General features: G+C 63.1%; 16 protein-coding genes. 10 read left to right on the forward strand and 6 right to left on the reverse strand.

Annotated features, from left to right (window positions below; translation table 11 throughout):
* The first annotated feature begins 55 nt into the window (after positions 1-55).
* The 5 genes from RQ479_RS03445 (at position 56) to RQ479_RS03465 (ending at position 6,020) form a co-directional block, all read left to right on the forward strand.
* Positions 56-1,630 (forward strand): trimethylamine methyltransferase family protein, encoded by a 1,575-nt coding sequence (locus RQ479_RS03445; protein WP_352500948.1) that lies wholly within the window; start codon positions 56-58, stop codon positions 1,628-1,630.
* A gap of 106 nt (positions 1,631-1,736) precedes the next feature.
* Complete coding sequence (locus RQ479_RS03450) at positions 1,737-2,408, forward strand: hypothetical protein (protein ID WP_376704103.1); 672 nt, start codon at positions 1,737-1,739, stop codon at positions 2,406-2,408.
* A 104-nt stretch (positions 2,409-2,512) separates the two neighbouring features.
* Positions 2,513-3,268, forward strand: a complete 756-nt coding sequence (locus RQ479_RS03455; protein ID WP_376704104.1) for a dienelactone hydrolase family protein — start codon at positions 2,513-2,515, stop codon at positions 3,266-3,268.
* Between the two features lie 68 nt (positions 3,269-3,336).
* A complete protein-coding gene (locus RQ479_RS03460; protein ID WP_376704105.1) occupies positions 3,337-3,897 on the forward strand; it encodes an RNA polymerase sigma factor in 561 nt (186 codons plus the stop codon).
* Positions 3,898-3,899: 2 nt separating this feature from the next.
* Positions 3,900-6,020 carry a von Willebrand factor type A domain-containing protein gene (locus tag RQ479_RS03465; protein ID WP_376704106.1) on the forward strand — a complete coding sequence of 707 codons (2,121 nt, stop codon included), beginning with the start codon at positions 3,900-3,902 and terminating at the stop codon, positions 6,018-6,020.
* A 150-nt stretch (positions 6,021-6,170) separates the two neighbouring features.
* Here the strand turns inward: RQ479_RS03465 and bmt are convergent, their stop codons facing one another.
* Both bmt and RQ479_RS03475 read right to left on the reverse strand, forming a co-directional pair.
* Positions 6,171-7,187 carry a betaine--homocysteine S-methyltransferase gene (gene bmt, locus RQ479_RS03470; RefSeq protein ID WP_376704107.1) on the reverse strand — a complete coding sequence of 339 codons (1,017 nt, stop codon included), beginning with the start codon at positions 7,185-7,187 and terminating at the stop codon, positions 6,171-6,173.
* An 88-nt stretch (positions 7,188-7,275) separates the two neighbouring features.
* Complete coding sequence (locus tag RQ479_RS03475) at positions 7,276-8,118, reverse strand: helix-turn-helix transcriptional regulator (RefSeq protein ID WP_352528189.1); 843 nt, start codon at positions 8,116-8,118, stop codon at positions 7,276-7,278.
* A gap of 237 nt (positions 8,119-8,355) precedes the next feature.
* Here RQ479_RS03475 and RQ479_RS03480 point away from each other — a divergent pair, with 237 nt between their 5' ends.
* Together RQ479_RS03480 and RQ479_RS03485 are read left to right on the forward strand one after the other, a co-directional pair.
* A complete protein-coding gene (locus tag RQ479_RS03480; protein ID WP_376704108.1) occupies positions 8,356-9,357 on the forward strand; it encodes a fatty acid desaturase in 1,002 nt (333 codons plus the stop codon).
* 82 nt (positions 9,358-9,439) lie between these two features.
* A complete protein-coding gene (locus RQ479_RS03485; protein WP_352467737.1) occupies positions 9,440-10,240 on the forward strand; it encodes a PhnD/SsuA/transferrin family substrate-binding protein in 801 nt (266 codons plus the stop codon).
* Between the two features lie 109 nt (positions 10,241-10,349).
* Here the strand turns inward: RQ479_RS03485 and RQ479_RS03490 are convergent, their stop codons facing one another.
* The 4 genes from RQ479_RS03490 to RQ479_RS03505 form a co-directional block, all read right to left on the reverse strand.
* On the reverse strand, positions 10,350-11,663 hold the full coding sequence (locus tag RQ479_RS03490) for a M24 family metallopeptidase (protein WP_376705859.1): 1,314 nt from the start codon (positions 11,661-11,663) through the stop codon (positions 10,350-10,352).
* Positions 11,664-11,688: 25 nt separating this feature from the next.
* Positions 11,689-13,260, reverse strand: a complete 1,572-nt coding sequence (locus RQ479_RS03495; protein ID WP_376704109.1) for an ArnT family glycosyltransferase — start codon at positions 13,258-13,260, stop codon at positions 11,689-11,691.
* 88 nt (positions 13,261-13,348) lie between these two features.
* A complete protein-coding gene (locus RQ479_RS03500; RefSeq protein WP_376704110.1) occupies positions 13,349-15,934 on the reverse strand; it encodes an FAD-dependent oxidoreductase in 2,586 nt (861 codons plus the stop codon).
* Between the two features lie 132 nt (positions 15,935-16,066).
* Positions 16,067-17,644, reverse strand: a complete 1,578-nt coding sequence (locus RQ479_RS03505; protein ID WP_376704111.1) for a trimethylamine methyltransferase family protein — start codon at positions 17,642-17,644, stop codon at positions 16,067-16,069.
* Between the two features lie 229 nt (positions 17,645-17,873).
* On the opposite strand from RQ479_RS03505, the gene RQ479_RS03510 reads away from it, so the two are divergent.
* The 3 genes from RQ479_RS03510 (at position 17,874) to RQ479_RS03520 (ending at position 22,820) form a co-directional block, all read left to right on the forward strand.
* A complete protein-coding gene (locus RQ479_RS03510) occupies positions 17,874-19,034 on the forward strand; it encodes an MFS transporter (RefSeq protein ID WP_376704112.1) in 1,161 nt (386 codons plus the stop codon).
* 96 nt (positions 19,035-19,130) lie between these two features.
* Complete coding sequence (locus RQ479_RS03515; protein WP_376704113.1) at positions 19,131-21,200, forward strand: prolyl oligopeptidase family protein; 2,070 nt, start codon at positions 19,131-19,133, stop codon at positions 21,198-21,200.
* 240 nt (positions 21,201-21,440) lie between these two features.
* Positions 21,441-22,820, forward strand: a complete 1,380-nt coding sequence (locus RQ479_RS03520) for an aspartate aminotransferase family protein (protein ID WP_376704114.1) — start codon at positions 21,441-21,443, stop codon at positions 22,818-22,820.
* Positions 22,821-22,831 lie beyond the last annotated feature (11 nt).

Here is a 22,831-nt window from a genome sequence, read left to right on the forward strand (position 1 = left end):
ACAAGAGCCCGGCCGGAGTAAATCAGGCCAGAACGAAAGCCAGGGAAGAACGATTATGAGTGAGAACGCGCCGGTCGACCAGGAAGCGTCAAACGCACGGCGCGGGCGCGCTGCCAGCGGTGGCGCCGCAGCCCGACGGGCTGCGCGTTCGGGCGGCGGCCCCGGCACACAGCTCACCTATATCAAGCGCAAGATCAACGTCTATGAAGTGCTGGACGAGGAAGGGCTGGCGCTGATCGAAAAGAACACCGACACGGTGCTGGAAGAGATCGGCATCATCTTCCGCGACGACGCCGAGGCGCTGCAGCTTTGGAAAGAGGCGGGCGCCGACGTCAAGGGCGAGCGGGTGCATTTCCCCAAGGGCCTCTGCCGCTCGCTGTTGAAGACCGCTCCGTCCGTCTATACCCAACACGCCCGCAATGGCGAGCGCTCGGTGCAGATCGGCGGCAACGCGACAGTGTTCGCGCCGGTCTATGGACCGCCCTTCGTGCGCGATCTCGACGGCGTCAGGCGCTATGCGACGATCGAGGATTTCCGGAATTTCGTGAAACTCGCCTATATGGCGCCGTCGATCCACCATTCCGGCGGCACGGTTTGCGAGCCGGTCGACGTGCCGGTCAACAAGCGCCATCTCGACATGGTGTATAGCCATATCAAATATTCGGACAAGCCGTTCATGGGTTCGGTGACCGCGCCCGAGCGCGCCGAAGATACGGTGGCAATGGCCAAGATCGTGTTTGGTGACGATTTCGTCGAGAACAACACGGTGCTGACCAGCCTGATCAACGCCAACTCGCCAATGGTGTTCGACGAGACCATGCTGGGGGCGCTGAAAGTTTACTCGCGCCATAACCAGGCCTGCATCGTCACGCCGTTCATCCTTGCCGGTGCGATGAGCCCGGTGACGGTCGCCGGCACGCTGACCCAGGTTTTGGCCGAGGTTCTGGCCGGCGCGTCGTTCACGCAGCTGATCCGGCCGGGGGCGCCGGTGCTGTTCGGCACCTTCGCCTCGTCGATCTCGATGCAGTCGGGCGCGCCGACCTTCGGCACGCCGGAGCCGTCGCTGGTCTCGTATGGCGCCGCACAGCTTGCCCGCAGGCTCGGCCTGCCGTTCCGCACCGGCGGTTCGCTCTGTGCCTCAAAAATCCCCGATGCGCAGGCCGCCTATGAGAGCGCCAACACGCTGAACTCGACGATCCTCGCCGGCACCAACTTCGTGCTGCATTCGGCCGGCTGGCTCGAGGGTGGTCTCGCCTCCTGCTACGAAAAGTTCATGATGGATATCGACCAGCTCGGCATGACGCAGAAGTTCTCCGAAGGCGTCGACCTGTCGGAAAACGGTCAGGCGATGGATGCCATCCGCCAGGTCGGCCCCGGCAGCCATTACCTCGGCTGCGATCACACCCAGGCGAATTTCCAGACCGCGTTCTACCGCTCCAACATCGCCGATAACAATTCCTACGAGCAGTGGCTGGCCGAAGGCGAAAAAACCGCGCCGCAGCGCGCCAACGAGCTCGCCCGCCGCTGGCTGGAGAGCTACGAGGCGCCTTATCTCGACCCGGGCATCGACGACGGGCTGAAGGACTTCATCGGCAGGAAGAAGGCGTCGATGGCCGACGCCTTCACCTGAAAGGAGCCCGAATCAGGCGGGGCTAAAGTCGCCAACATCATCCACAAGGAAGTCTGGCGGAGTGCCTTCTCCGACCCGGACAAGAAGGGATGATCCCGAGCGCGGCATGACTGAAACAATCGCGGCTGCGCTTTCCGCCCACGGCCTCGTGCTTCGCGGCGGCTTCAATTTTGCGGGCGGTGAGGAAACACCTTCCGGTCTCTCCGGCGCTGCCGCCAGATCCGTTCTGCTGGTGGGGCAGGCGGGTGCCGCACCTTGGCCGCACTTCCTGCGCTGGCTGGAGAGACAGTCACAGCCGATCGACGATCCGCTCGACAGATGGTCTCGCGAAGTGATCGGCGCGGTGGCCGAAAGATTCGGGGCACGCGCGGTGTCGCCGTCCGACAGGCCTTATCTGCCATTCCAGCAATGGGCGATGCGTGCGGAGGGGCTGAAGCCGTCGCCGCTCGGCATTCTCATGCATCCACAATATGGGCTCTGGCATGCCTATCGCGGCGCGCTGCTGTTCGAAGACGAAATCGCGCTCCAAGAACCCCGCGACGTGATTCACCTTTGCGATACATGTCTGGAAAAACCTTGCCTGAAATCCTGTCCTGCCGAGGCTTATTCTGCGGATGGGTTTGCACATAAAACCTGTCTGGCCCATGTGCGTGGGCAAAACGGCGCGCCCTGCCGGACCGGCGGCTGCCTCGATCGCAACGCCTGTCCTTACGGCACAGATTATCGCTATCCGGCCGAGGTTCAGGCCTTTCACATGGCAGCATTCGCGCGCCTGTAGCATCGCCGAATGCCGCACGAAATCTTGAAGAAGATCGCGGCATTACAGCTTGCCGCGACGGTCAGCGCGGATATCTATCGCGCGACACGTCAACGGAGCGGGTGATGGCCAAGCAAGCGATCCAGATCAAGACAGGCGACGGCGTGGCCAAAGCCGGGCTGTTCCGCTCAGCAGCCCCGGCCAAGGCCGCAATCATCCTCTACATGGACGCTTTTGGCCCGCGACCGGCGCTTGACCAAATGGCGGAAAGGCTTACCGACGAAGGCTATGCGGTGCTGGTGCCGGACCTTTTTTACCGCAACGCGCCCTACGGCCCTTTCGAAGCCAAGACTGCGTTCAGTGACGAGAAACGCAAGGCCGCCATCACAGGTCTGGTCGGCGGCACGACCCAGGAGATGACGATCCGCGACAGCGGCGTTTTCCTCGATGCGCTCGCTGCGCAAGGCCTGGCCGGACCTGTTGGCATTGTCGGCTACTGCATGGGCGGAGCGCGGGCGCTGAACGCGGCGGCCAGCTATCCCGACCGCATCGCCGCCGCAGCCAGTTTTCACGGCAGCAATCTGGCTGGTGACGCAGCCGACAGTCCGCACCGGAAGGCCGCCTCGCTCAAGGCAAGGATCTATATCGGCACTGCGGGTGTGGACCGCAGCTTTCCGCCGGAGCAATCGGCACGGCTGGCCGAAACACGACGGGCCGCCGAGGTCGATCATGTCATAGAGAACTATGCCGGCATGGCGCATGGCTGGTGCATGCCGGACCATAGTGCCTTCGATGCAGCCGGCGCCGAACGCCACTGGAAGCGGCTGACGACGCTGTTTGCGGAGACGCTCGGCCAAGGCACGCCAACCATTACGACGTGACAGCCCGCCAAAAAATTCTTTCCATCGCCCCAAGGAACCGCCATTAGCCTTCGTCCAACAGGCAAATGATGGCGATGATGCTGGACGAAAGCGAAGCCTCCGACGCCGAACTGATCGGGCGGGCGAAAGGCGGAGACCGGGGTGCTTTCGGCAAGTTGCTCGAAAGGCACTACGGTTTCGTCTATCGCGCCGCCTATCGCTGGTGCGGGAAAAAGGCCGACGCCGAGGATATCGCCCAGGAAGTGTGCGTTCGGCTCGGCCGGGCGATCCGCGACTATCACGGCAGCGGCGCCTTTACGACATGGCTCTACGCCATGACGCTGAATGCCGCGCGCGACATGATGCGCAAGACCGCCCGCGAGACTGTCAAGACCGATGCCTATGGCGCTTATGCACTGATTTCAGGAGAGGCGTCGTCCGAGGCGGAAGACCCGGCCGAGGCGCTCTGGGCAGCGGTGCGCAAGCTGCCGGACAAGCAGCGCGACGCGGTGCTGCTGGTCTATGGCGAAGGGCTCAGCCACGCAGCCGCCGCCGAGGCGATGGCGATCTCGGAGACGACGGTTTCCTGGCACATCCATGAGGCGAAGAAACGGTTGAAGACGCTGATGCGTTCAGCCGGGGAAGTGTGACCATGGTCGACGACAATCAACTGAACAGGCTGCGCGGTATCGCAGCACCGGCGCCCGACGCGGATGCAAAGGCGCGTGCCCTTCAGGCCGCGCTGCGCGCCTATGACATGGAAGAAAAAACTTTACCGGCCGCCCAAGGATCGGCAGGCGGGCTTCGTCTCACAGAGCGAGCACAAAGGCTCTGGAGCGAAATCATGCAAAAGAAACTCTTCGCCACGCCGGCCATTGCCGGGCTCGTTGCCCTGCCGATCGCCGGATACGCTACCATCTATATGCTGGGGGAATCCAAATTCGGCGGGCCCGAATTCGGCGGGGACGATAAGATCACCGAAACGCTGGCTGACAAGCCGGCGACCGTCAAACCGCCGGTCGTTGCCGAAGCAGATAAGCAGAAGAAGGCGGACGCCGACAGCGAAAGCCGCGACGCCGGCGAGGCGCTTGTGGCGCCGACATCGCCGCCGAAAGCGGAATCGACCGCGGTCGGCGGGTTGACGCAGCAGGATGTGCTCACCCGCAATGCACCCGAACCGGCGCAGAGCGGCGAGTTTGCGCTGGATGGCGGTGCAAGCTCCGCGGCTCCGGCCGTCGATGGCGGTGCGCGGGTCGGACGCATGCCTGGCACGGTCGCCGAGTCCAAGCTGATGGCACAGCAGCCTGCCGCTGCGCCGGCCGACCAGATGCTGCCGCAAGAGGAAAACCGCGACCGGGTCGAGGATTTCAAGACCAACCCGGTGCATGCCGCACTCGAAGACCCGGTCTCGACTTTCTCGATCGATGTCGACACCGCATCCTATTCCTTCGTGCGGCGCTCGCTGAAGGAGGGTTTTATTCCGCAGGCCGATACGGTGCGCGTCGAGGAGATGGTCAACTATTTCCCCTATGACTGGAAAGGCCCGGACTCCGCCTCGGCGCCGTTCAATTCGACCGTCAGCGTCATGCCGACGCCGTGGAACGAGCACACCAGGCTGATGCATGTCGCTATCAAGGGTTTCGACGTGAAGCCGGCCGAGCAGCCCAAGGCCAATCTGGTCTTCCTGATCGATGTGTCGGGCTCGATGAACGAGCAGGACAAGCTGCCGCTCCTGCAGTCGGCCTTCCGGCTGCTGGTCAACAAGCTGAGACCTGACGACACCGTCTCGATCGTCACCTATGCGGGCGATGCCGGTACCGTGCTGGAGCCCACCAAGGCTTCGGAAAAGGACAATATCCTCGCTGCCATCGACAATCTGGCATCCGGCGGCTCGACGGCAGGCGAGGCGGGCATCAAGGAAGCCTACAGGCTGGCGCAGAAATCCTTCGTCAAGGACGGCATCAACCGGGTGATGCTCGCCACAGATGGCGACTTCAATGTCGGCCAGACCGACGACGACGACCTGAAGCGGCTGATCGAAAAGGAGCGCAAGACAGGCGTGTTCCTGTCGGTGTTCGGCTTCGGCCGCGACAATCTGAATGACCAGATGATGCAGACTATCGCCCAGAACGGCAATGGCACCGCTGCCTATATCGATACGTTGGCGGAGGCCGAGAAGGTGCTGGTCGAGGATGCCTCCTCGACACTGTTCACCATCGCCAAGGACGTGAAGATCCAGGTCGAGTTCAACCCGAACAAGGTCTCGGAGTACCGGCTGATCGGCTACGAAACCCGCGCCTTGAACCGAGAGGATTTCAACAACGACCGGGTCGATGCCGGCGAGATCGGCTCAGGCCATTCGGTCACCGCGATCTACGAGATCACGCCTAAGGGCAGCGGTGGCGAACAGATTGATCAGCTGCGCTATGGCCAGGCCTCGGTGAACAATGGCGGCGTCGCCAATGCCGACGAATATGCCTTCGTCAAGATCCGCTACAAGCTGCCGAACGAGGACACTTCGAAGCTGATCACCACGCCGGTAACGTCAGCCAACGAGGTGGCGTCGTTCGACCAGGCCAGCACCGACCAGCGTTTCTCCGTTGCCGTTGCTGCCTTCGGCCAGAAACTGCGAGACGAGGACGCGACCGCGAAGTTCGGCTACGACAAGATCATGGAGATTGCCACCGCCGCCCGAGGAGCCGACCCGTTTGGATACCGGTCCGAGTTCCTCTCGCTTGTGCGCCTTGCCTCGGCGCTCGGCGGTAACCGGTAGTGGCAATGACGGCCGGTTTCTTTCAGATGGGATCGTTCTGATAGGGGGAGCCGGCCTACGGGCGGGTGAGGCAGGCCGGCGAGGGAAACCTTGCCGGCCTTTTTTTCGCGGCTGCACTGCTTCGCGCGGACTGCGTCGCAGACGAAAGCGTCAGGCGCGTCCGCGGCGCCGCTCGCGGCGGGCTTCGCTGGTCTCGGCGACGTTGACCGTCGCCTGCTTGTTACGCATCGGGCCAATGCGTTCGACGATCTGCTCGACGGTCGGGCGATCCGACTTGGTGTGCGCATCGAGCGCCTTGCGCATGGCGGCAAGGTGCTGGAACGAAGTGCCGCAGCAGCCGCCGACGATTTTGGCGCCGGCATCGACGGCTAGGCGCACATAGTCGGCCATCAGCTCGGGCGTGCCGGAATAATAGATCTCGGCGCCGCGAAATTCGGGAATGCCGCAATTGCCCTTTACGATCACCGTTGCTTCCGGCTTCGCCTCGGTCATGTCGAGCAGCGAGGCGAGAATGTCGGAGGCGCCGACACCGCAATTTGCGCCGACACCGAGCGGTGTCTGCGACAGGCCATCGACGACGCCGTGGATGTCCTTCGGCAGCAGCCCCATCATGGTGCGGCCGGCGGTGTCGAAGGAGCCGGTATAGGTATAGGGCAAGCCGACGCGGATGGCGGCTTCGGCGGCGGCACGGATCTCGTCCGGCGCCGACATGGTTTCGATCCAGGCGACTTCGGCGCCGCCGGCCTTCAGCCCCTCGATCTGCTCGGCAAAGGCCTCGACCGCCTCGTCATAGGTCATGGCGCCGAGCGGCACCAGAAGCTCGCCGGTCGGGCCGACGGAGCCGGCCACGATCACCTTGCGGCCAGCCTTTTTTGCAACGGCGCTCGCGATCTCGGCGGCGCGCTTGTTCAGCGCGTAAACCCGGTCCTGCGCATGGTGCAGCTTCAACCGGTGACGAGTGCCGCCAAAAGAGTTGGTCAGGATGATGTCGGCGCCGGCATCGACAAAGTTCTGGTGCAGGCTGGTGATTGTGTCGGGCGCGGTCTCGTTCAAGAGCTCGGGAGCCTCGCCGGCCTCAAGACCCATGGCGAACAGATTGGTGCCGGTGGCGCCATCGGCGAGCAGGATGCCCTTTTCGGCAAGCAGAGCGTCGATCGGATTGGTCATGTGAAATACGCCTTCCCGGAAGAATAACTGAGATAAGGATATAAAGAATTCTTTATGTGCCGTCAATGTCGGCGCGGAGAGCAGCCGGTCAAAATCGCATCTCCGCCAGCTTTCGTGTGAAGCTGGCCGCTTCATGCGCGTTGACGTCCGCGGCGCGTATCAAATTGTCGAAATGGCTGGTCAGGGTGCGGATCGGCTGCGTGGCGTTCAGCACCAGATACATATCGCCGACGTAAATGGCGGCGCGATAAGGCCCAAAGATGGTGTAGGGGATCGAATAGCGCATCCGCCCGTCATAGAGAAACAGGCGGAAGGTGGGATAGAGGTCATCGAGCAGCGTCGCCATGTGCAGGAGCTGCTGGTGGCGGTCGGCCTCCGGAAAGCGGTCCCACACGCCCAGCCCGCGCGCGAAGATCTCCAGCGTGTGGCGCGGCATACAGACTTCCATGTCGGTTTCGGGCCGTCGGTTGTAGTCGATGCGGTACTGGGTTTCACCGGCCTGTGCCTCGCGGCTCTTGTTAGCGATGACGGCTTCGTAGTCGACAAGCGCCTCGGTGCGCAGAAGATCGGGAATGCCGGCCGGCACGTAGCGAATTTTCGTTCCCGCCGCCTCGGCATGCCAGCGAGCCAGCAGCGTGCGGTCGAAGCCGTCCGGCGCCTCCTCGATCTCAAGGCTCTCGCGGATTTCACCGGTGACGCCCTCGTCCTGGCTGAGGCCGAGCAGCCAGTCGAGCGAGACTTTGAATTCGGCCGCGATGTTGAGCAGCGTCTCGGCGCGGGGAAGGCGGGTCGAGGCGCCGGAGAGCAGCTGCGATAGCGCCGAACGGTCGATGCCAACGGCGGCGGCGAAGGCCGACTGGTTCAAATCGGACCTTGTCAAGAGCATTTTCAGGCGCTCGCGAAAGATCGTCGACAGGTCGCGCTTGTCCAAATCTCTACTCTCCCTCATGTGAGCAAAAATTTGCGCCGAAGCGGTCTACATGGCGTTTCGAGCGCAAATGAATCTACGAGCTTGTTTACAATAGATAACATCTGCAGCTGAAAATGCGCAATCGCAACAGTTTGTGCGCTTTATCGCGTTGCAGCGATGCAACGCTCCTGACACAATGCTGTCAGGAATCAAACGGGTTCCGGCGACTGGAAGGCAGTGGTCGATAGCATGACGAGCATGGGCAATAAGCGACACGGCACAGCGGCCATCGAATGGCCGACCGTATTTCTCACACTTCTCTGCTACGGCGGCTGGCTCGCTACCGGCTTTCTGCTCTGGCCATCCTACCCGCTGCTGGCACTCGCCTTTCTCACGCTGATTGCGGCGCTGCAATCCTCGCTGATGCACGAGGTCCTGCACGGCCACCCAACCCGGAACGCGCGGCTCAATGAAGCCCTTGTTTTCCTGCCGATTGGCCTTGTCTGGCCGTTTCGACGATTCAAGACCATTCATCTGCGCCACCATGCAGACGAGCGCCTGACCGATCCGCTCGACGATCCCGAAAGCTATTACAAGGCGCTCTGGCAGCACGAGGAGCTGCCGTCGGCGATGAAATTCCTGCTGAAGGTCAACAACACGATGATCGGGCGTTTGGTGCTCGGTCCGTGGCTTTCCTGCATCGGCTTTTTCATCGACGACGCCAGGCAGGTTGCCGCGGGCGACAATTCCATCCGCAAGGCATGGCTGCTGCACGCGATCGGCCTCGCCGTAGTGTTGCCTGTCGTGCAGTTCGGCTTCGGCATGCCGTTATGGCTCTACATACTGGTGCCAGTCTGGCTTGGGCAGTCGCTGATTTCGATCCGCACCTACGCCGAGCACCAATGGTCGGAACATCCGGAAGGCCGCACGATCATCGTCGAGCGCTCGCCGCTGTCCTTCCTGTTCCTCAACAACAATTTGCATTTCGTCCATCACAAGAGCCCGACGGTGGCCTGGTACAGGCTGCCGAAGCTGTTTCGCGACCGCCGCGACGAGTGGCTGCGGATGAACAATGGCTACGCCTATCCGAACTATTTCGCGCTGCTCAAGGCCTATGCCTTCAAGGCGAAGGAGCCGATCGTCCATCCCGTGCTGCGGCGCATGCCGGAACCAGGACGCGCATTCAAGCCGCGCGTCAGGGCACGCAGCCTCAATGGGCTTGGCACCGCACCGGTACCCGCCGAGCCGCCGAAGGAATGATTCTTGCGTTGTTGCAGGCGGTTCCGCGCGGACGACGCTTTCCTGACCTTGTCAATTCCCCGCATAACGGTCAAATCCCGGCATGAGCGAATTCATTGCGGCTTTGCCGATGTACGACTGGCCGGAAGCGCGGGACGAGGTCGACGCGCAATGGGCGCGGCTGCGCGATGCTTTCAGACAAAAAGGCATCGATGCGCCGGAGACGATCATCCGCCGCACCGGCGATTTGCCCCCCGTGCCTGGCGGTATTCGCGATGATCAGGGAAAACCCATCGCGCCCGATCCGGCGACATTGCCGCCGGACGAGCTGGATTTTCACCAGCTCTGGCTGCATCCGGCGCTGCTCTTGGCGCAAACCTGTTGGGGACCGATGGAACTCGGCCTGTCGCAGCGTGTCCAGCTCGTCGGCCAGCCGCGTTACGACGCCTTTGAGGGCGGACAGGGCGAACTCTATTCGAGCGCCATCGTCATGAGGGCGGGCGAGGCACCGCCGGCAAGGTCGCCGGCCGACGGCGGCGCCGTCATTCCGCTCGATCAGCTTCGCGGCAAACGTTTCACCTTCAACAGCCTCGATTCCATGTCGGGCATCATCGCGCCGACACGCGACCTGCAAGCACTGGGCGAGAGTTTGGATATCTTTTCCGCGCTGAGCGAAAGCTGGGGGCACCGCGCTTCGGTCGTTGCTGTTGCCGAGGGCAGGGCCGACGTCGCGGCGATCGATTGCGAGAGCTGGGCGCTGGCGCGGCGTTTTGAGCCTGCGGCGCAGAAGATGACGGTCGTCGGCTGGACAAGGCGGCGCAAAGGCTTGCCGTTCATCACGGCCAGGAGGACGCCGGAAACCTTCGTCGCCGCGATGCGCGAGGCAATCGCGGCGCTCACATAAAGCGCGTCGCGTTCGGTCGGCCTCATGCGACGCGCATTAGATTCTTGTTTTATGCGTGTCGTTATCGCAAAATCGCTGCACACTTTTGCGCGACATGCATTAGCTTCGCTCAGCCGCCAAGCAGCCGATTGTCGAGCGGGTAGGTCGAAAGTTTCTCGTTGCCGGTCTCGGTGATCAGGATCTGTTCTTCGATCTTGACGCCTTCGTAGCCGCCAAGCCGACCGATATAGCTCTCGACGCACAGCACCATGCCCGGTTCGAGCACGCCGTCCGGCGTGTCGTCGGTCCAGTCGCCGGCATGCGGCAATGTCGGGTATTCGTCGGCAAGGCCGACGCCGTGATAGAGCACCCCGTAACGGGCCGGGAAGCAGTCTCCCGGTGGCACTGACGAGCCCTCGACGAGGTCGCGGAACGATATGCCCGGCCGCATCAGCTCCGTGTTGTGGGCGATCTGGTCGGCTGCGATCCGGAACAGGCCGCGCTGCTCCTGCGACGGCGGCGCGTCACCGCAAAGCCAGGTGCGCGAAAGGTCGGCGCAGAAGCCGTAAGGACCGATCAGGTCGGTGTCGAAGGCGACGAGATCGCCGGCCTCGATCGTCCGCGACGAACACTCCTGGAACCATGGATTGGTGCGCGGACCCGACGACAAGAGCCGGGTTTCGATCCATTCGCCGCCGCGCGCGATGTTTCCGCGGTGGAGTTCGGCCCACAATTCGTTCTCGGAAATCCCCGGCCTCAGCGCCTGCTCCATCTCACCCATCGCTGCCTCGCAAGCGACGATCGCCCGGCGCATGGCAAGGATCTCGTCGGGCGATTTGATCAGCCGCGCATTTTCCATCACCGCCTCGCCATTGCCCGTCGAAATGCCGAGACGGGCGAGCTCTTCGATGCCCTCGGGATTGATATGGTCGACGGCGATACGGCGATTGCCGCCGCCATGTTCCAATACCAGCTCGGCGATGCCGGCTGCCCAGCGGCGGACTTTTTGACCGGTCAGCTCGCCGCTGTAGAGGTAAGCCCACGACACCGCCGGCCGCACCTCGTCGACGACGCCGGAATGATCGGAAAGGTGCTCGCACGAGAAATAGTCGAACAGCACCACCGGCCCATCGGTGGCGACGAAACAATGCCTGGTCGGATTGTGCGCGACCCAGAGCTGCATGTTGGTCGCATCGGTCGCGTAGCGGATGTTGACCGGATCGTAGAGCAGGGCTCCCGCATAGTCGCGGCGCTTCAGCTCGGCGCGGATGCGCTCGAGCCGGTATCGGCGCATGGCGGGCAGGTCAGGAGCGGCAATACCCGCCACCTGCCACTCGGCTTCCGCAAGCGCCCCATAGCCCAGCAGATGCTGGTTGAGTTCAGCGGCCTTCAGGCGCGATTTTTTGCGCAGCGCATCGATCGAGCTGTCCGGCTCGAACGGCATGATCTTGCGATGATGACGGGGCCGGTCAGTCGGGTTCCTGTCCACCCTCGCCTCCTTCGCCAGCGCCTTTCTTGGGCGCCATGGCTCCTTCCATTCTCTTCAGTCGGACGAATGCGCCGGGCCGGGCGGACTTGTCGGTGCCACGCAACAGCGGAACCATCATTTGCCGTGGCTGGCCGTCCGGCTCATAGCCGGCCGCTTTGAGCTGCTCCAAAATGACCGGCCTCGGATTGTCGCGGTCAAGCCAGACGAGTACGGCCGGCTCCTGCATCAGCGTTTCGAAATTAGGCACTTCCTGGTCAAGTGCGACCAGTTTTTGGTCGACCAGCCGCAGGTTTCCGACCCATGCACCATCAGATATTGCGGTTTTGACCGGTCCGTCCGCAGTCAGTTGGCGATAGAGGGCGGGGTAATCCACGCGGATCATCCGCGACAGACCACTGGTCCCGTTTATCTGGACGTACCAGGTGGCGGGGGCGAGCAGCACGGCGATGATCGCTCCAGCCGAGATCACCAGGAGCTGCGCATTCCTGCCGCGCGGCGCCAGCCGTTCCATAGTGGCGACGATGGCCAGCGGCAAGATGAACAGGACCGGCAGCAGCCAGCGGTCCTTGACCACCGTCACGCCGGTGGCCAGCACAAGTATCGCCAGCATGGCCAAGCCGAGCGCCAAGCTACGCCACAACAGAATTTCCCTGGCCGGACGTTTCGGGTGCCGCTCGGAGAAACGGAACTTCGCCAGCCAGAAAGCCAGGGCGGAGACGAGCACCGGCAAGACCGCGAAATTGAAGGTCCCCATGACAAACTTGCCGGCGCCGATAAAGGCCGCCGCCATGCGCCCTTGTTGCGAGTCTATTCCGAACTTCTCGCCTCTCGACAATAAATCGGCGGGATGCATGAGGCTCCAATAGGTGGTTGGCGCCAGCACTAATACCGCGGCCGCTATGCTGATGGCGAACTTCGGATCAAGGATCGCGCTGCGCCATTCGCGCAGCGACAGCACCGACGCAACAAGGGCGACCACGAGGAAGACATCATTATACTTGGCAAGAATTGCCGCCGCGGTGGCCAGGCCAAACGCCGCATAGGCGATCATGCTTCGGCGCTCGAGAAGATAGGCCATGGCGAGCAGGAGCAGCGAGCAGAAGCCGACGACGGCGACGGAATGCGACAAGGCGCGCTGCGATTCCCAGACGATCTGCGGGATCGTAAACAGGCCGAACATGGCCGCCGCCGCTGTCGCTTTGGTGTAGCCGAACCGCCGCATGGCGGCGAACACGCTGCAGGCGGCGAGGGACAGCACGGAGTATTTGACGAGCTTCAGCGTGAAGATACTGGTGCCGAAAACATGCGCGGCCAGCCAGTTGATCCAGGTGTAGAGGGGTGGTTGCGAGCCGCCATATCCAGCCCAGAGATACGGAACGTAGATCAGCTGCTCCGCATCGTCGATGCCGACGCCGGTTCCCGCCCAGGAGCTCAGCAGGGACAGTATGATGGTCTGCAAGGCGAAGTATGCCGCGACCATGACGATCGCCGCCGGGAACGGGCCGATCCGTCCCTCGGCCAACCACTCGGCCCATCTCAGATTGTACTTCAATGAAATCTCATCGCCCTTGCCAGCAGAGTGTTGCCGGCTGCGCTAGCATGAAGAGCATGCTCCGCACAATGCGACCGCCTGGCTGCGCCTATGTCCTCATCTTTTCGCCGCTCGGGTCGAAGGGCGGTTCGACATTGATGCGTGCCGGCCGCCGGTGCCCGAGGATTTCGATCTCGAACAGCCCGGCGCTCTCGTTTTCGGCGAGCGCTGCCGGTACATAGCCTTGCGCCATCGACTTCTCGACATAATGCGCATAGCCGCCGGAGGTGACCCAGCCGACCACGCGCCAGTCGCCGTCGACAATGCCGCGCACGGCAGATGCGCCTTCGGCGGCGTTCGAGCCGCGCACTTCCTTGCCGCCCGCGTCGAAGCGCGGCGCGCCATAGCCATGCGGCTTTTCCACGGTGCCGTAATCCTTGCCGCCGACCTTGGCCCAGATCGGCTCGTCGCCCATGACGTCGGCATCCGCTGCATCGACGATGAAGGAGACACGGCGCAGTTTCGGCCCTTCTGCCTGTTCCCTGGCTGCTGCCTCCCGGCCGATGAAATCGTTCTTCTCGAGCTTGATGAAGCGGTCCATCGAGCCTTCGAACGGTCCGTAGATCGGACGTAGCTCGCGGAACCAGGTCGGGAAGTTCTTCTCAAGGCGCATAGAGAGCAAAGCCCGCATGCCGAAATCGACAAGGCCAAACTCTTCGCCAGCCTCCTTGATCGCATTGTAGACCAGGCGCTGGTAGGCAGGCGCCATCCAGATCTCATAGCCGAGGTCGCCGGTGTAGGTGATGCGGTTGACCATGCATGGCGCGCCGCCGACCGCCATCTCGCGGAAATCCATGAAGCGGAAGGCCTTGGTCGAGATGTCGACATCGACCAGTTTCTGCAGCAGGTCGCGCGATTTCGGCCCGGCGATGGAGAGGCCGACCAGCGTCTGGTCGAAGCGGTGGATGCGCACGCTCCCGTCCTTCGGCAGATGCTTCGCGAACCAGCGCATGTGGTATTTTTGCGCGGCCGAAGAACCCCAGATCATGAAGCGTTCTTCCCCACCCCTTGGCCCCGCCTTGGCGATGGTGAAGTCGCCGATCAGCCGGCCGAACTCGTTCAGCATCGGCGTCAGCACGATGCGGCCCGTCTTCGGCATGCGATTGGTCATCAGCCGGTTGAGGAAGTCCTCAGCCCCTGGTCCGGAGACTTCGTATTTGGCGAAGTTGGCGATCTCGGTGACGCCGACCCTCTCGCGGGTGGCGCGCACCTCCTCGCCGATCGGACCGAAATCATTGGAGCGGTGGAAGGACACTATGTCCTTCGGCTCCGAGCCTTTTGGCGCGAACCAGAGCGGGGTTTCGAGACCCCAGCTGTCGCCCATGACGGCGTTGTTGGCGAGCATGGTGTCGTAAAGCGGGGTCGTCTGCGCTGGTCTTGCCGCCGGTAATTCCTCGTTGGGAAAGCGGATGGAGAAACGGCGCGAATAATTTTCGCGGACCTTTGCGTTGGTATAGCGCAGCGTTGCCCATTCGCCGAAGCGTGCAACGTCCATGCCCCAGACATCGAAGCCGGGGTCGCCATGGACCATCCAGTTCGACAGCGCCAGGCCGACGCCGCCGCCCTGGCTGAAGCCGGCCATGACGGCGCAGGCGCACCAGAAATTGGTCAGGCCCTGCACCGGGCCGACCAGCGGGTTGCCGTCCAGCGCGAAGGTGAAGGGGCCGTTGATGATCTGCTTGATGCCGGCCTTCTCGATGCCGGGAAAATGCTTGAAGCCGATCTCCAGCGACGGCGCGATGCGGTCGATGTCGGGCTGCAGCAGTTCGTGGCCGAAATCCCACGGCGTGCTGACCGGTGACCACGGCTTGCAGGCCTTTTCATAGGTGCCGAGCAGGATGCCGTTGCGCTCCTGGCGGGTATAGATCTCGCCCTTGAAGTCGAGCACGCCAATCATCTCGCGACCGGTCGACTTGTTGAATTCCTCGACCTCCGGCATCGGCTCGGTCAGGAGATACATGTGCTCCATGGCCAGCACCGGCAGTTCGACGCCGACCATGCGACCGATCTCGCGCGCCCACAGGCCACCGCAGTTGACCACATGCTCGGCTTTGACTGTGCCTTGCTCAGTGACGACGTTCCAGGTGCCGTCGACCTCCTGCGTCAGTTCGACGACGCGGTTGCGCAGTACGATCTCGGCGCCTAGCTTCCTAGCGGCCTTGGCATAGGCGTGGGTGGTGCCGGAAGGATCGAGATGGCCCTCGACTGGATCCCACATCGCGCCGACGAAATTCGTCTCGTCCATCAGCGGGAACATCGCCTTGGCTTCGGACGGCGTGATCAGTTCGGTGTCCATGCCGAGATAGCGGCCCTTGGCGTGGGCGAGCCGCAAGAAGTCCATGCGCTCGGGCGTGTCGGCCATCATCACGCCGCCGGTCAGGTGCAGCGAGCAGGATTGGCCGGAAATCTCCTCGATCTCCTTGTAGAGCTGCACCGTATAGGCCTGCAGCTTGGCGACGTTGGGATCGCCGTTCAGTGTATGGAAGCCGCCCGCCGCATGCCAGGACGAGCCGGAAGTGAGCTCCGAACGCTCGATCAGCATGATGTCGGTCCAGCCAGCCTTGGCCAGATGATAGAGCACCGAGCAGCCAACGACCCCGCCGCCGATGACAACCGCTTTTGCATGAGATTTCATGAAGACACTTCCGTTTTTAAAGAGATTGAATCGAGTGAGCGGGGCGCGAAAACAAAGCGGAGATCGGATACAGCGATGTTTCCGGCCAGCCTGCCATCAAGACGGAGTGGGGGTCGACTACTCATCAGATGATCAGAAATCGGTGGGGGCGCCGCCTTCGGCCCGGCGCTTGTCGACGAAAGCGTTGAGCTCCTCGCGGATCGCCGGGTCCATGTAAGGCACTTCATAGGACGCCAGCCGTTCCTTCCAGATGCGATTGGCTTTTTCGAGCGCCGTCGGCGATCCCGCCTCCGCCCAACTCTCGAAATTGCGCCAGTCGGAAATGATTGGCGCGTAAAAGGCGGTCTTGTAGCGGTCCTGCGTGTGCTGGGTGCCGAAGAAATGACCGCCGGGGCCGACCGACTGGATGGCGTCGAAACCGAGCGCTTCGTCGGAAAGATCGAGCGGCGTCAGGAACTCGGCGACCATCTGCAACAGGTCTATATCGAGGATGGTCTTTTCGTAGGAGCAGCGCAGGCCGCCTTCGAGCCAGCCGGCCGCATGCATCATCAGATTGCCGCCACCCTGGATGGCGCCCCACAGCGAGAACACGCTTTCATAGGCTGCTTGCGCGTCGACCGTGTTGGCGGCGCAGGTGTTGGAGGTGCGGTAGGGGATGTTGTAGCGGCGCGCGAGCTGGCCTCCGACCAGCTGCGCTTTCATGTATTCCGGCGTGCCGAAGGCCGGCGCGCCGGACTTCATGTCGACATTCGAGGTGAAGCCGCCGTAGCCGACAGGCGCGCCCTTGCGCACCATCTGCGCGAAGGCGATGCCGGACAGCGCCTCGGCATTCTGTTGCACCAGCGCGCCGGCAATCGTCACCGGCGCCATGGCGCCGGACAGGGTGAACGGCGTCACGATGACCACCTGGCCTTTGCTCGACATCTGGATAATGCCTTCCATCATCGGCACGTCGAGCTTGAGAGGCGAATTGGTGTTGATGATGGTGAACACCGACGGCTCTGCGAGCAACTGCTCATGACTGATGCCGCGTGCGATCCTGGTGATCTCTATGCCGTCGACATTGCGTTCCTTGCCGAGCGAATAGATGTGGAACATCTTGTCGGTCAGCGTGGCGAGGTCACGGATGCATTCGAGGTGGCGGACGGACGGGTGGATGTCGATCGGCTCGACCGGATAACCGCCCGTGCAATTCAATATGTTGTGCATCTGCGCAAGCTTGAGGAAGTTGCGGTAATCCTGCTGGTTGCCCGGCCGACGGCCGCGGTCGACGTCGGAGCAATTGGGTGCCGACGCCATCATCGAGATAATCAGATTATCGCCACCGAAGCGCACATTGTGCGCCGGGTTGCGGGCGTGGATGGTGAATTCCGGCGGGCAGTGCGCAACCAGTTCCAGGATCATGTCGCTGTCGAAGCGCACCCGCTCGCTGCCTTCGCGGACATCGGCGCCATGCGCCTTCATAATGCGCCGGGCTTCGTCATGCAGCACGTCGACGCCGATTTCCCGCAGCACGCGCAGAGAGGCGAGGTGGATGGATTCCAGCTCGTCGTCGGAAACCAGCCGCGTCGGCGCCAGCGGGTTCTTCAACTGCCGAAACGGCGGCTGTTCGAACGCCGCCGATCCGCCGGCACGCTTTCCCGCGCGGCCGCCGCGACGGGCGCGATCGTTTGCCAATGCCGGTTCGGCGGGCTGAAGGGCGGCGGTCATGATAGTCCTCGTACGCTGCGGCAATGCGGCGGCATAATGGACTGCCGGCTGGCCGGCCATTGCGGAGGCGGCGACCACTAGGACGAGGGAAGCGACATGCCCTGGGGGCAGCCGGCGGGATCGTCAGCCTCTTGATCGCGTTCCGGCTGGCGCAAGCGGTTTTCGTTGCCGGTGCTTACTGTGACGGAACCGAAACGCTAATGCTGCAGCCCGATATTTGGTGTGGTTCATGGCACGTGCGGAACAAAGCAGCGGCGAGATAGTGCAATGGGCGGCGATCACCGGCGTGATCGCCACCGTCTCGGTGTTCGCCATCGCGCAAGGGCTGAGCTATCCGCTGTTGAGCTTCATCCTGCAGCGCCAGGGCGTCTCGCCGGCCATGATCGGCCTGTCGGCGGCAATGACGCCGATCGGCTTCATCGTCTCGTCGCCGCTGGTTCCGGCGCTGGCGCGGCGTTTCGGGGCAGGGCGCACCGCGCTTATTTGCGCGGCACTTTCCGCGCTGGTGCTGGCGCTGATCGGCTGGACGCAAAATGTCTATCTGTGGTTTCCGCTGCGCTTTTTGATCGGTGGGGTCACCAACCCGCTCTACGTGCTGAGCGAAGTCTGGGTGATCGCACTGGCGCCGCCAGCACGCCGCGGCCGCGTCATGGGCATCTATTCGACGATCATTTCGGCGGGCTTTGCGGCGGGGCCGCTGTGCCTGCTTGCGGTCGGCACCGTGGGATGGCCGCCGTTTCTGGTGGGCATCGGCGCATTCCTGTTTTGCGGCGCCTGCCTTGCCTCGGTGCTGGCACGGCTGCCGAGGGTCGACGAGAGCGGGCACCGGGTTTCGGTACTGGGATTCGTGCCGCAGGCGTGGCTGCTGTTGTCGGCGGTCGTCGTGGCCGCCGGTTTCGAACAGGCGGTGCTCGCCTTGCTGCCGGTCTACGGAACGCACTACGGCATCGCCGAAGCGCGCATGTCGGCGCTGCTGTCGGTGATGATCGCCGGCAACATCGCCATGCAGGTGCCCCTCGGCCTGTTAGCGGAACGGCTGACGGCGCGGCTGGTGCGGTTCATCTGTGTATCGGTGACTGTGCTTGGATGCGTGCTGCTGCCGGTTCTCATCGAGACGCCGCTCATATGGCCATGCGTCTTCATCTGGGGTGCGGTTTCCTACGGCATCTACACGATGTCGATCATCGAGCTCGGCGAGCGGTTCACTGGCTCGGCGCTGGTCGCCGGCAACGCCGCCTTCTCGCTGATGTGGGGCGTCGGCGGGATCGCCGTGCCGCCGCTGGCGGGCGGCGCCATGGATGTTCTTGGCGCAGGCGGCCTGCCGCTCACGCTTGGCGCCATTTGCCTGGCGCTGGGGGCTGTAACTGTCATTCGAAGGCGGATGGTGTGAATGCCAGAAGGTTGCCGTTCCTGACGCGATGACTTGAATATAAGCGGCCCCATGTCGATCTGGGCGGTACCGACGTCCGACTCAACCGGAGACCTCATGACCAAATCGAATACCAAGGGCCAGCCGGATTGGGTGGCCGAAGATCCGTTTCTCTGGCTGGAGGACAGACGAGGCAAGCAGGCGCTCGACTGGGTGCATCGCCAAAATGCGATCACGGTGGGGGAGCTGCAGCGTGATCCGTTCTATCAGACGTCGTTCGAGACGGCGCTCGACCTGATGACGGCCGAGGATAACATCGCAGTCGGGACGGCTATCAACGGCCATGTCTATAATTTCTGGCAGGACCGGACGAACGTACTCGGCCTCTGGCGGCGCACCACGGTCGCATCCTACAAGACCGACAAGCCGGAATGGCAGACGATCATCGACTTCGATAGTCTGGCGGCGGAAGAGGGGGTGAAATGGGTGTTCAGCGGCGCGAGCCGGCTCTATCCCGACTTCAGCCGCTGCCTGCTCAGCCTGTCGCCGGATGGCGGCGATGCCAGCGAGATGCGCGAATTCGATATCGAAAGCAGGTCCTTCGTCGATGGCGGTTTTCGGGCTCCTGCCTCGAAATCGAGCTTTAGCTGGCTGGACGAGGACACAGTTATCGTTGCCGCCGCCTTCGAGGAGGACGACAAGACCCAGTCCGGTTATCCGCGCGTGGTCAAGCTTTGGCGGCGCGGCACGCCACTGGAAGCGGCGATGCCGATCTTCGAGGCGCTGAAGCAGGATCTTGCCGCCGGCGGGTCCGTCGAATTCGACGGCGATAAGCGTCATGTCTTCCTCGCCCGGACCCTCGACTTCTTCGCCTCGCACAGTTTCCTGCGGCTGCCTTCCGGCGAGAACAGGCGCATCCCATTGCCGGACGACGTCACCGATACAGCGCTGTTCAAGGGCCAGCTTGTCTTCGGCGTGCGTTCCCCATGGACGGCGCCGGACGGCACGCTGTGCAAGCCCGACGGGCTCTATTCACTCGATTTCGAGCGCTGGATCGAAACCGGGCTATTCGGATCCATCGATACCGTGCTCGAGCCGGCGCACCGCGTCTCGATTGCCGGCATTGCCCGCACGCAGGACCGGCTGTTCATCAATTTGATGGACAATGTGCGCGGCAAGGTCATCGCAGGCGAGCGCAGCGGCGGCGGCTGGGAGTTCAAGCCCGTTGCATTGCCCGAAAACGGCAATGTCGGCATCAGCCATGCCGAGCATTTCGGTTCCAGCGTCTCCTTCTCCTTCACCGATTTCCTGACGCCGAGCTCGATCATCTGGTCGGACGACAATGCTGCGACGCTGGCACCGGTGAAATCGCAGCCGGCGCGCTTCGACGCGTCGTCCCTGGTCTCAGAACAGTTCGAGGCGCGCTCGGAGGACGGCACGATGATCCCGTACTTCGTCGTCAGGCGGCGCGACCAGGACGGGCCGGTGCCGACATTGCTTTACGGCTATGGTGGCTTTGAAGTGCCGCTGCTGCCCGGCTATGCCGGCGTGCGCGGCAGGCTGTGGCTGGAGAAGGGCAATGCCTATGTGCAGGCCAATATCCGCGGTGGTGGCGAGTTCGGCCCGAACTGGCACCAGGCCGCGCTCAAGGCCAATCGCCAGAATGCCTTCGACGATTTCGCCGCGGTCGCGCAAGATCTGGTCAAACGCGGCATCGCCACACCGGCCACGCTGGGCATCCAGGGCGGATCGAATGGTGGCTTGCTGACCGGCGTCTCGCTGACGCAGCGCCCGGAATTATTCGGCGCGGTGATCATCGACGTGCCGCTGCTCGATATGCTGCGTTACACCGAGCTGCCGCCCGGCGCGTCGTGGATGGCCGAATATGGCAATCCGGCGAAACCGGAAGAGGCAGCCTGGCTCGCCGCCTATTCGCCCTACCAGCATGTAGACACGGATGCAGCCTATCCGCCGGTGTTGCTGACGACCTCGACCGCCGACGATCGCGTCCATCCCGGGCATGCCCGCAAGATGGCGGCACGGCTGCAGGCGGCCGGCCACGGCAAGACGCTGTTCTTCGAGGAGACCGAGGGCGGCCATGGTGGACGCGGCGATCGGCGGCCGCAGGCCGCACAGGCGGCGATGAAGTACGTCTTCCTGCAACGGGCCCTGACTGGCACCAATTGACCGGCGTCGCTTGACCGGCACGGCTTGAACTGAGGGCTGGAGGCAGCCTAAGGTACATGCATGGCTCGGCTGGCGAAATCGGGTTGCACATTTGGGGTGGCGGTGACGCCGTCGTCGCGCACGCTTCGCGCCGAGCTATTGCGGCTCTGCGCCCGCATCGGCTATTCGCCGCCCGCTGTCCTCTGACGAATCCGCCCCGGCGCAAAAGCTGCCGGATTGGTTCAAGAGGAAAGATCAGACATGACCTACCAGAATTATTCGCTGAAGCAGCTTCAGCAGATCGATGCCGCGCATCACCTTCATCCGTTCACCGACCACAAGGAGATGCGCGAGACCGGCTCGCGCATCATCACCCACGCCAACGGGCCGTTCATCTACGATGCCGAAGGGACGGAAATCCTCGACGGCATGGCCGGGCTGTGGTGCGTCAATGTCGGCTATGGCCGCGACGAGTTGGCCGACGCCGCCTACGCCCAGATGAAGGAATTGCCCTACTACAACTCCTTCTTCAAATGCTCGACGCCGACGCCGGTTCTGCTTGCCAAGAAACTGGCGGAGATCGCGCCGAAGCATATCAACCAGGTGTTCTACGGCTCGTCCGGTTCGGAGGCCAACGACACGGCGCTGCGCCTGGTCCGTCACTATTGGGTGCTGGAAGGCAGGCCCGAGAAGAACCGCATCATCTCACGCAAGATGGGCTACCACGGCTCGACCATCGCCGGCGCCTCGCTCGGCGGCATGGATTTGATGCACAAGCAGCTCGGCGGCGCCGTGCCCAACATCGTCCATGTAATGATGCCCTATGCGTACGAGCTCGCACTGCCCGGCGAAAGCGACCATGATTTCGGCCTGCGCGCGGCAAAAGCGGTCGAGGACGCGATCCTCGAAGCCGGCGCCGATAAGGTGGCCGCCTTCATCGGCGAGCCGGTGATGGGGGCAGGCGGGGTGAAGATCCCGCCGATGAGCTATTGGCCGGAAGTGCAGCGCATTTGCCGCAAATACGATGTCCTGCTGATGCTGGACGAGGTCATTACCGGCTATGGGCGCACCGGCGAGTGGTTCGCGGCACAAGCCTTCGATGTAGAGCCCGACACCATCACCACGGCTAAAGCGCTGACCTCCGGCTATCAGCCGCTGTCGGCGCTGCTGGTCGGCGACCGCATCGCGGCGACGCTGGTCGAAAAGGGCGGCGAATTCTATCACGGCTACACCTATGCCGGGCATCCGGTGGCCTGCGCGGTGGCGCTGAAGAACCTCGAGATCATCGAGCGCGAAGGTCTGGTCGAGCGCGTCAGGAGCGATACCGGGCCTTACTTCGCCAGGGCGCTGCAGGAACGTCTCGGTGGGCACGATCTGGTCGGCGAGGTGCGCTCGTTCGGGCTGATGGGAGCGATCGAGATCGTCAAGGACAAGGCAACCAAGGAGCGCTTCCTGCCGGCCGGCAGCGCGGCCGTGCTTGTCCGCGACCATGCAGTTGCCCAGGGCATGATGCTGCGCGCCACCGGCGACACGATGATCCTGTCGCCGCCGCTGATCTGGACGCGCGAGACGATCGACATCGCCTGCGACCGTATCGCCAGGGCGCTCGATCTGGCGGAAGCAGATCTGCACAAGCGGTAAGATGGAACGAT

Source organism: Mesorhizobium sp. ISC25 (genome assembly GCF_042295465.1).
Classification (GTDB): domain Bacteria; phylum Pseudomonadota; class Alphaproteobacteria; order Rhizobiales; family Rhizobiaceae; genus Mesorhizobium.

Excerpts from the sequence above, each read along its gene's own strand:
- RQ479_RS03515 (WP_376704113.1), top strand. The coding sequence starts at position 19,131 with ATGACCAAATCGAATACCAAGGGCCAGCCGGATTGGGTGGCCGAAGAT.
- RQ479_RS03465 (WP_376704106.1), top strand. The coding sequence starts at position 3,900 with ATGGTCGACGACAATCAACTGAACAGGCTGCGCGGTATCGCAGCACCG.
- bmt (WP_376704107.1), bottom strand. The coding sequence starts at position 7,187 with ATGACCAATCCGATCGACGCTCTGCTTGCCGAAAAGGGCATCCTGCTC.
- RQ479_RS03500 (WP_376704110.1), bottom strand. The coding sequence starts at position 15,934 with ATGAAATCTCATGCAAAAGCGGTTGTCATCGGCGGCGGGGTCGTTGGC.
- RQ479_RS03510 (WP_376704112.1), top strand. The coding sequence starts at position 17,874 with ATGGCACGTGCGGAACAAAGCAGCGGCGAGATAGTGCAATGGGCGGCG.
- RQ479_RS03485 (WP_352467737.1), top strand. The coding sequence starts at position 9,440 with ATGAGCGAATTCATTGCGGCTTTGCCGATGTACGACTGGCCGGAAGCG.
- RQ479_RS03505 (WP_376704111.1), bottom strand. The coding sequence starts at position 17,644 with ATGACCGCCGCCCTTCAGCCCGCCGAACCGGCATTGGCAAACGATCGC.
- RQ479_RS03455 (WP_376704104.1), top strand. The coding sequence starts at position 2,513 with ATGGCCAAGCAAGCGATCCAGATCAAGACAGGCGACGGCGTGGCCAAA.
- RQ479_RS03520 (WP_376704114.1), top strand. The coding sequence starts at position 21,441 with ATGACCTACCAGAATTATTCGCTGAAGCAGCTTCAGCAGATCGATGCC.
- RQ479_RS03480 (WP_376704108.1), top strand. The coding sequence starts at position 8,356 with ATGGGCAATAAGCGACACGGCACAGCGGCCATCGAATGGCCGACCGTA.
- RQ479_RS03490 (WP_376705859.1), bottom strand. The coding sequence starts at position 11,663 with ATGCCGTTCGAGCCGGACAGCTCGATCGATGCGCTGCGCAAAAAATCG.
- RQ479_RS03445 (WP_352500948.1), top strand. The coding sequence starts at position 56 with ATGAGTGAGAACGCGCCGGTCGACCAGGAAGCGTCAAACGCACGGCGC.
- RQ479_RS03450 (WP_376704103.1), top strand. The coding sequence starts at position 1,737 with ATGACTGAAACAATCGCGGCTGCGCTTTCCGCCCACGGCCTCGTGCTT.
- RQ479_RS03460 (WP_376704105.1), top strand. The coding sequence starts at position 3,337 with ATGGCGATGATGCTGGACGAAAGCGAAGCCTCCGACGCCGAACTGATC.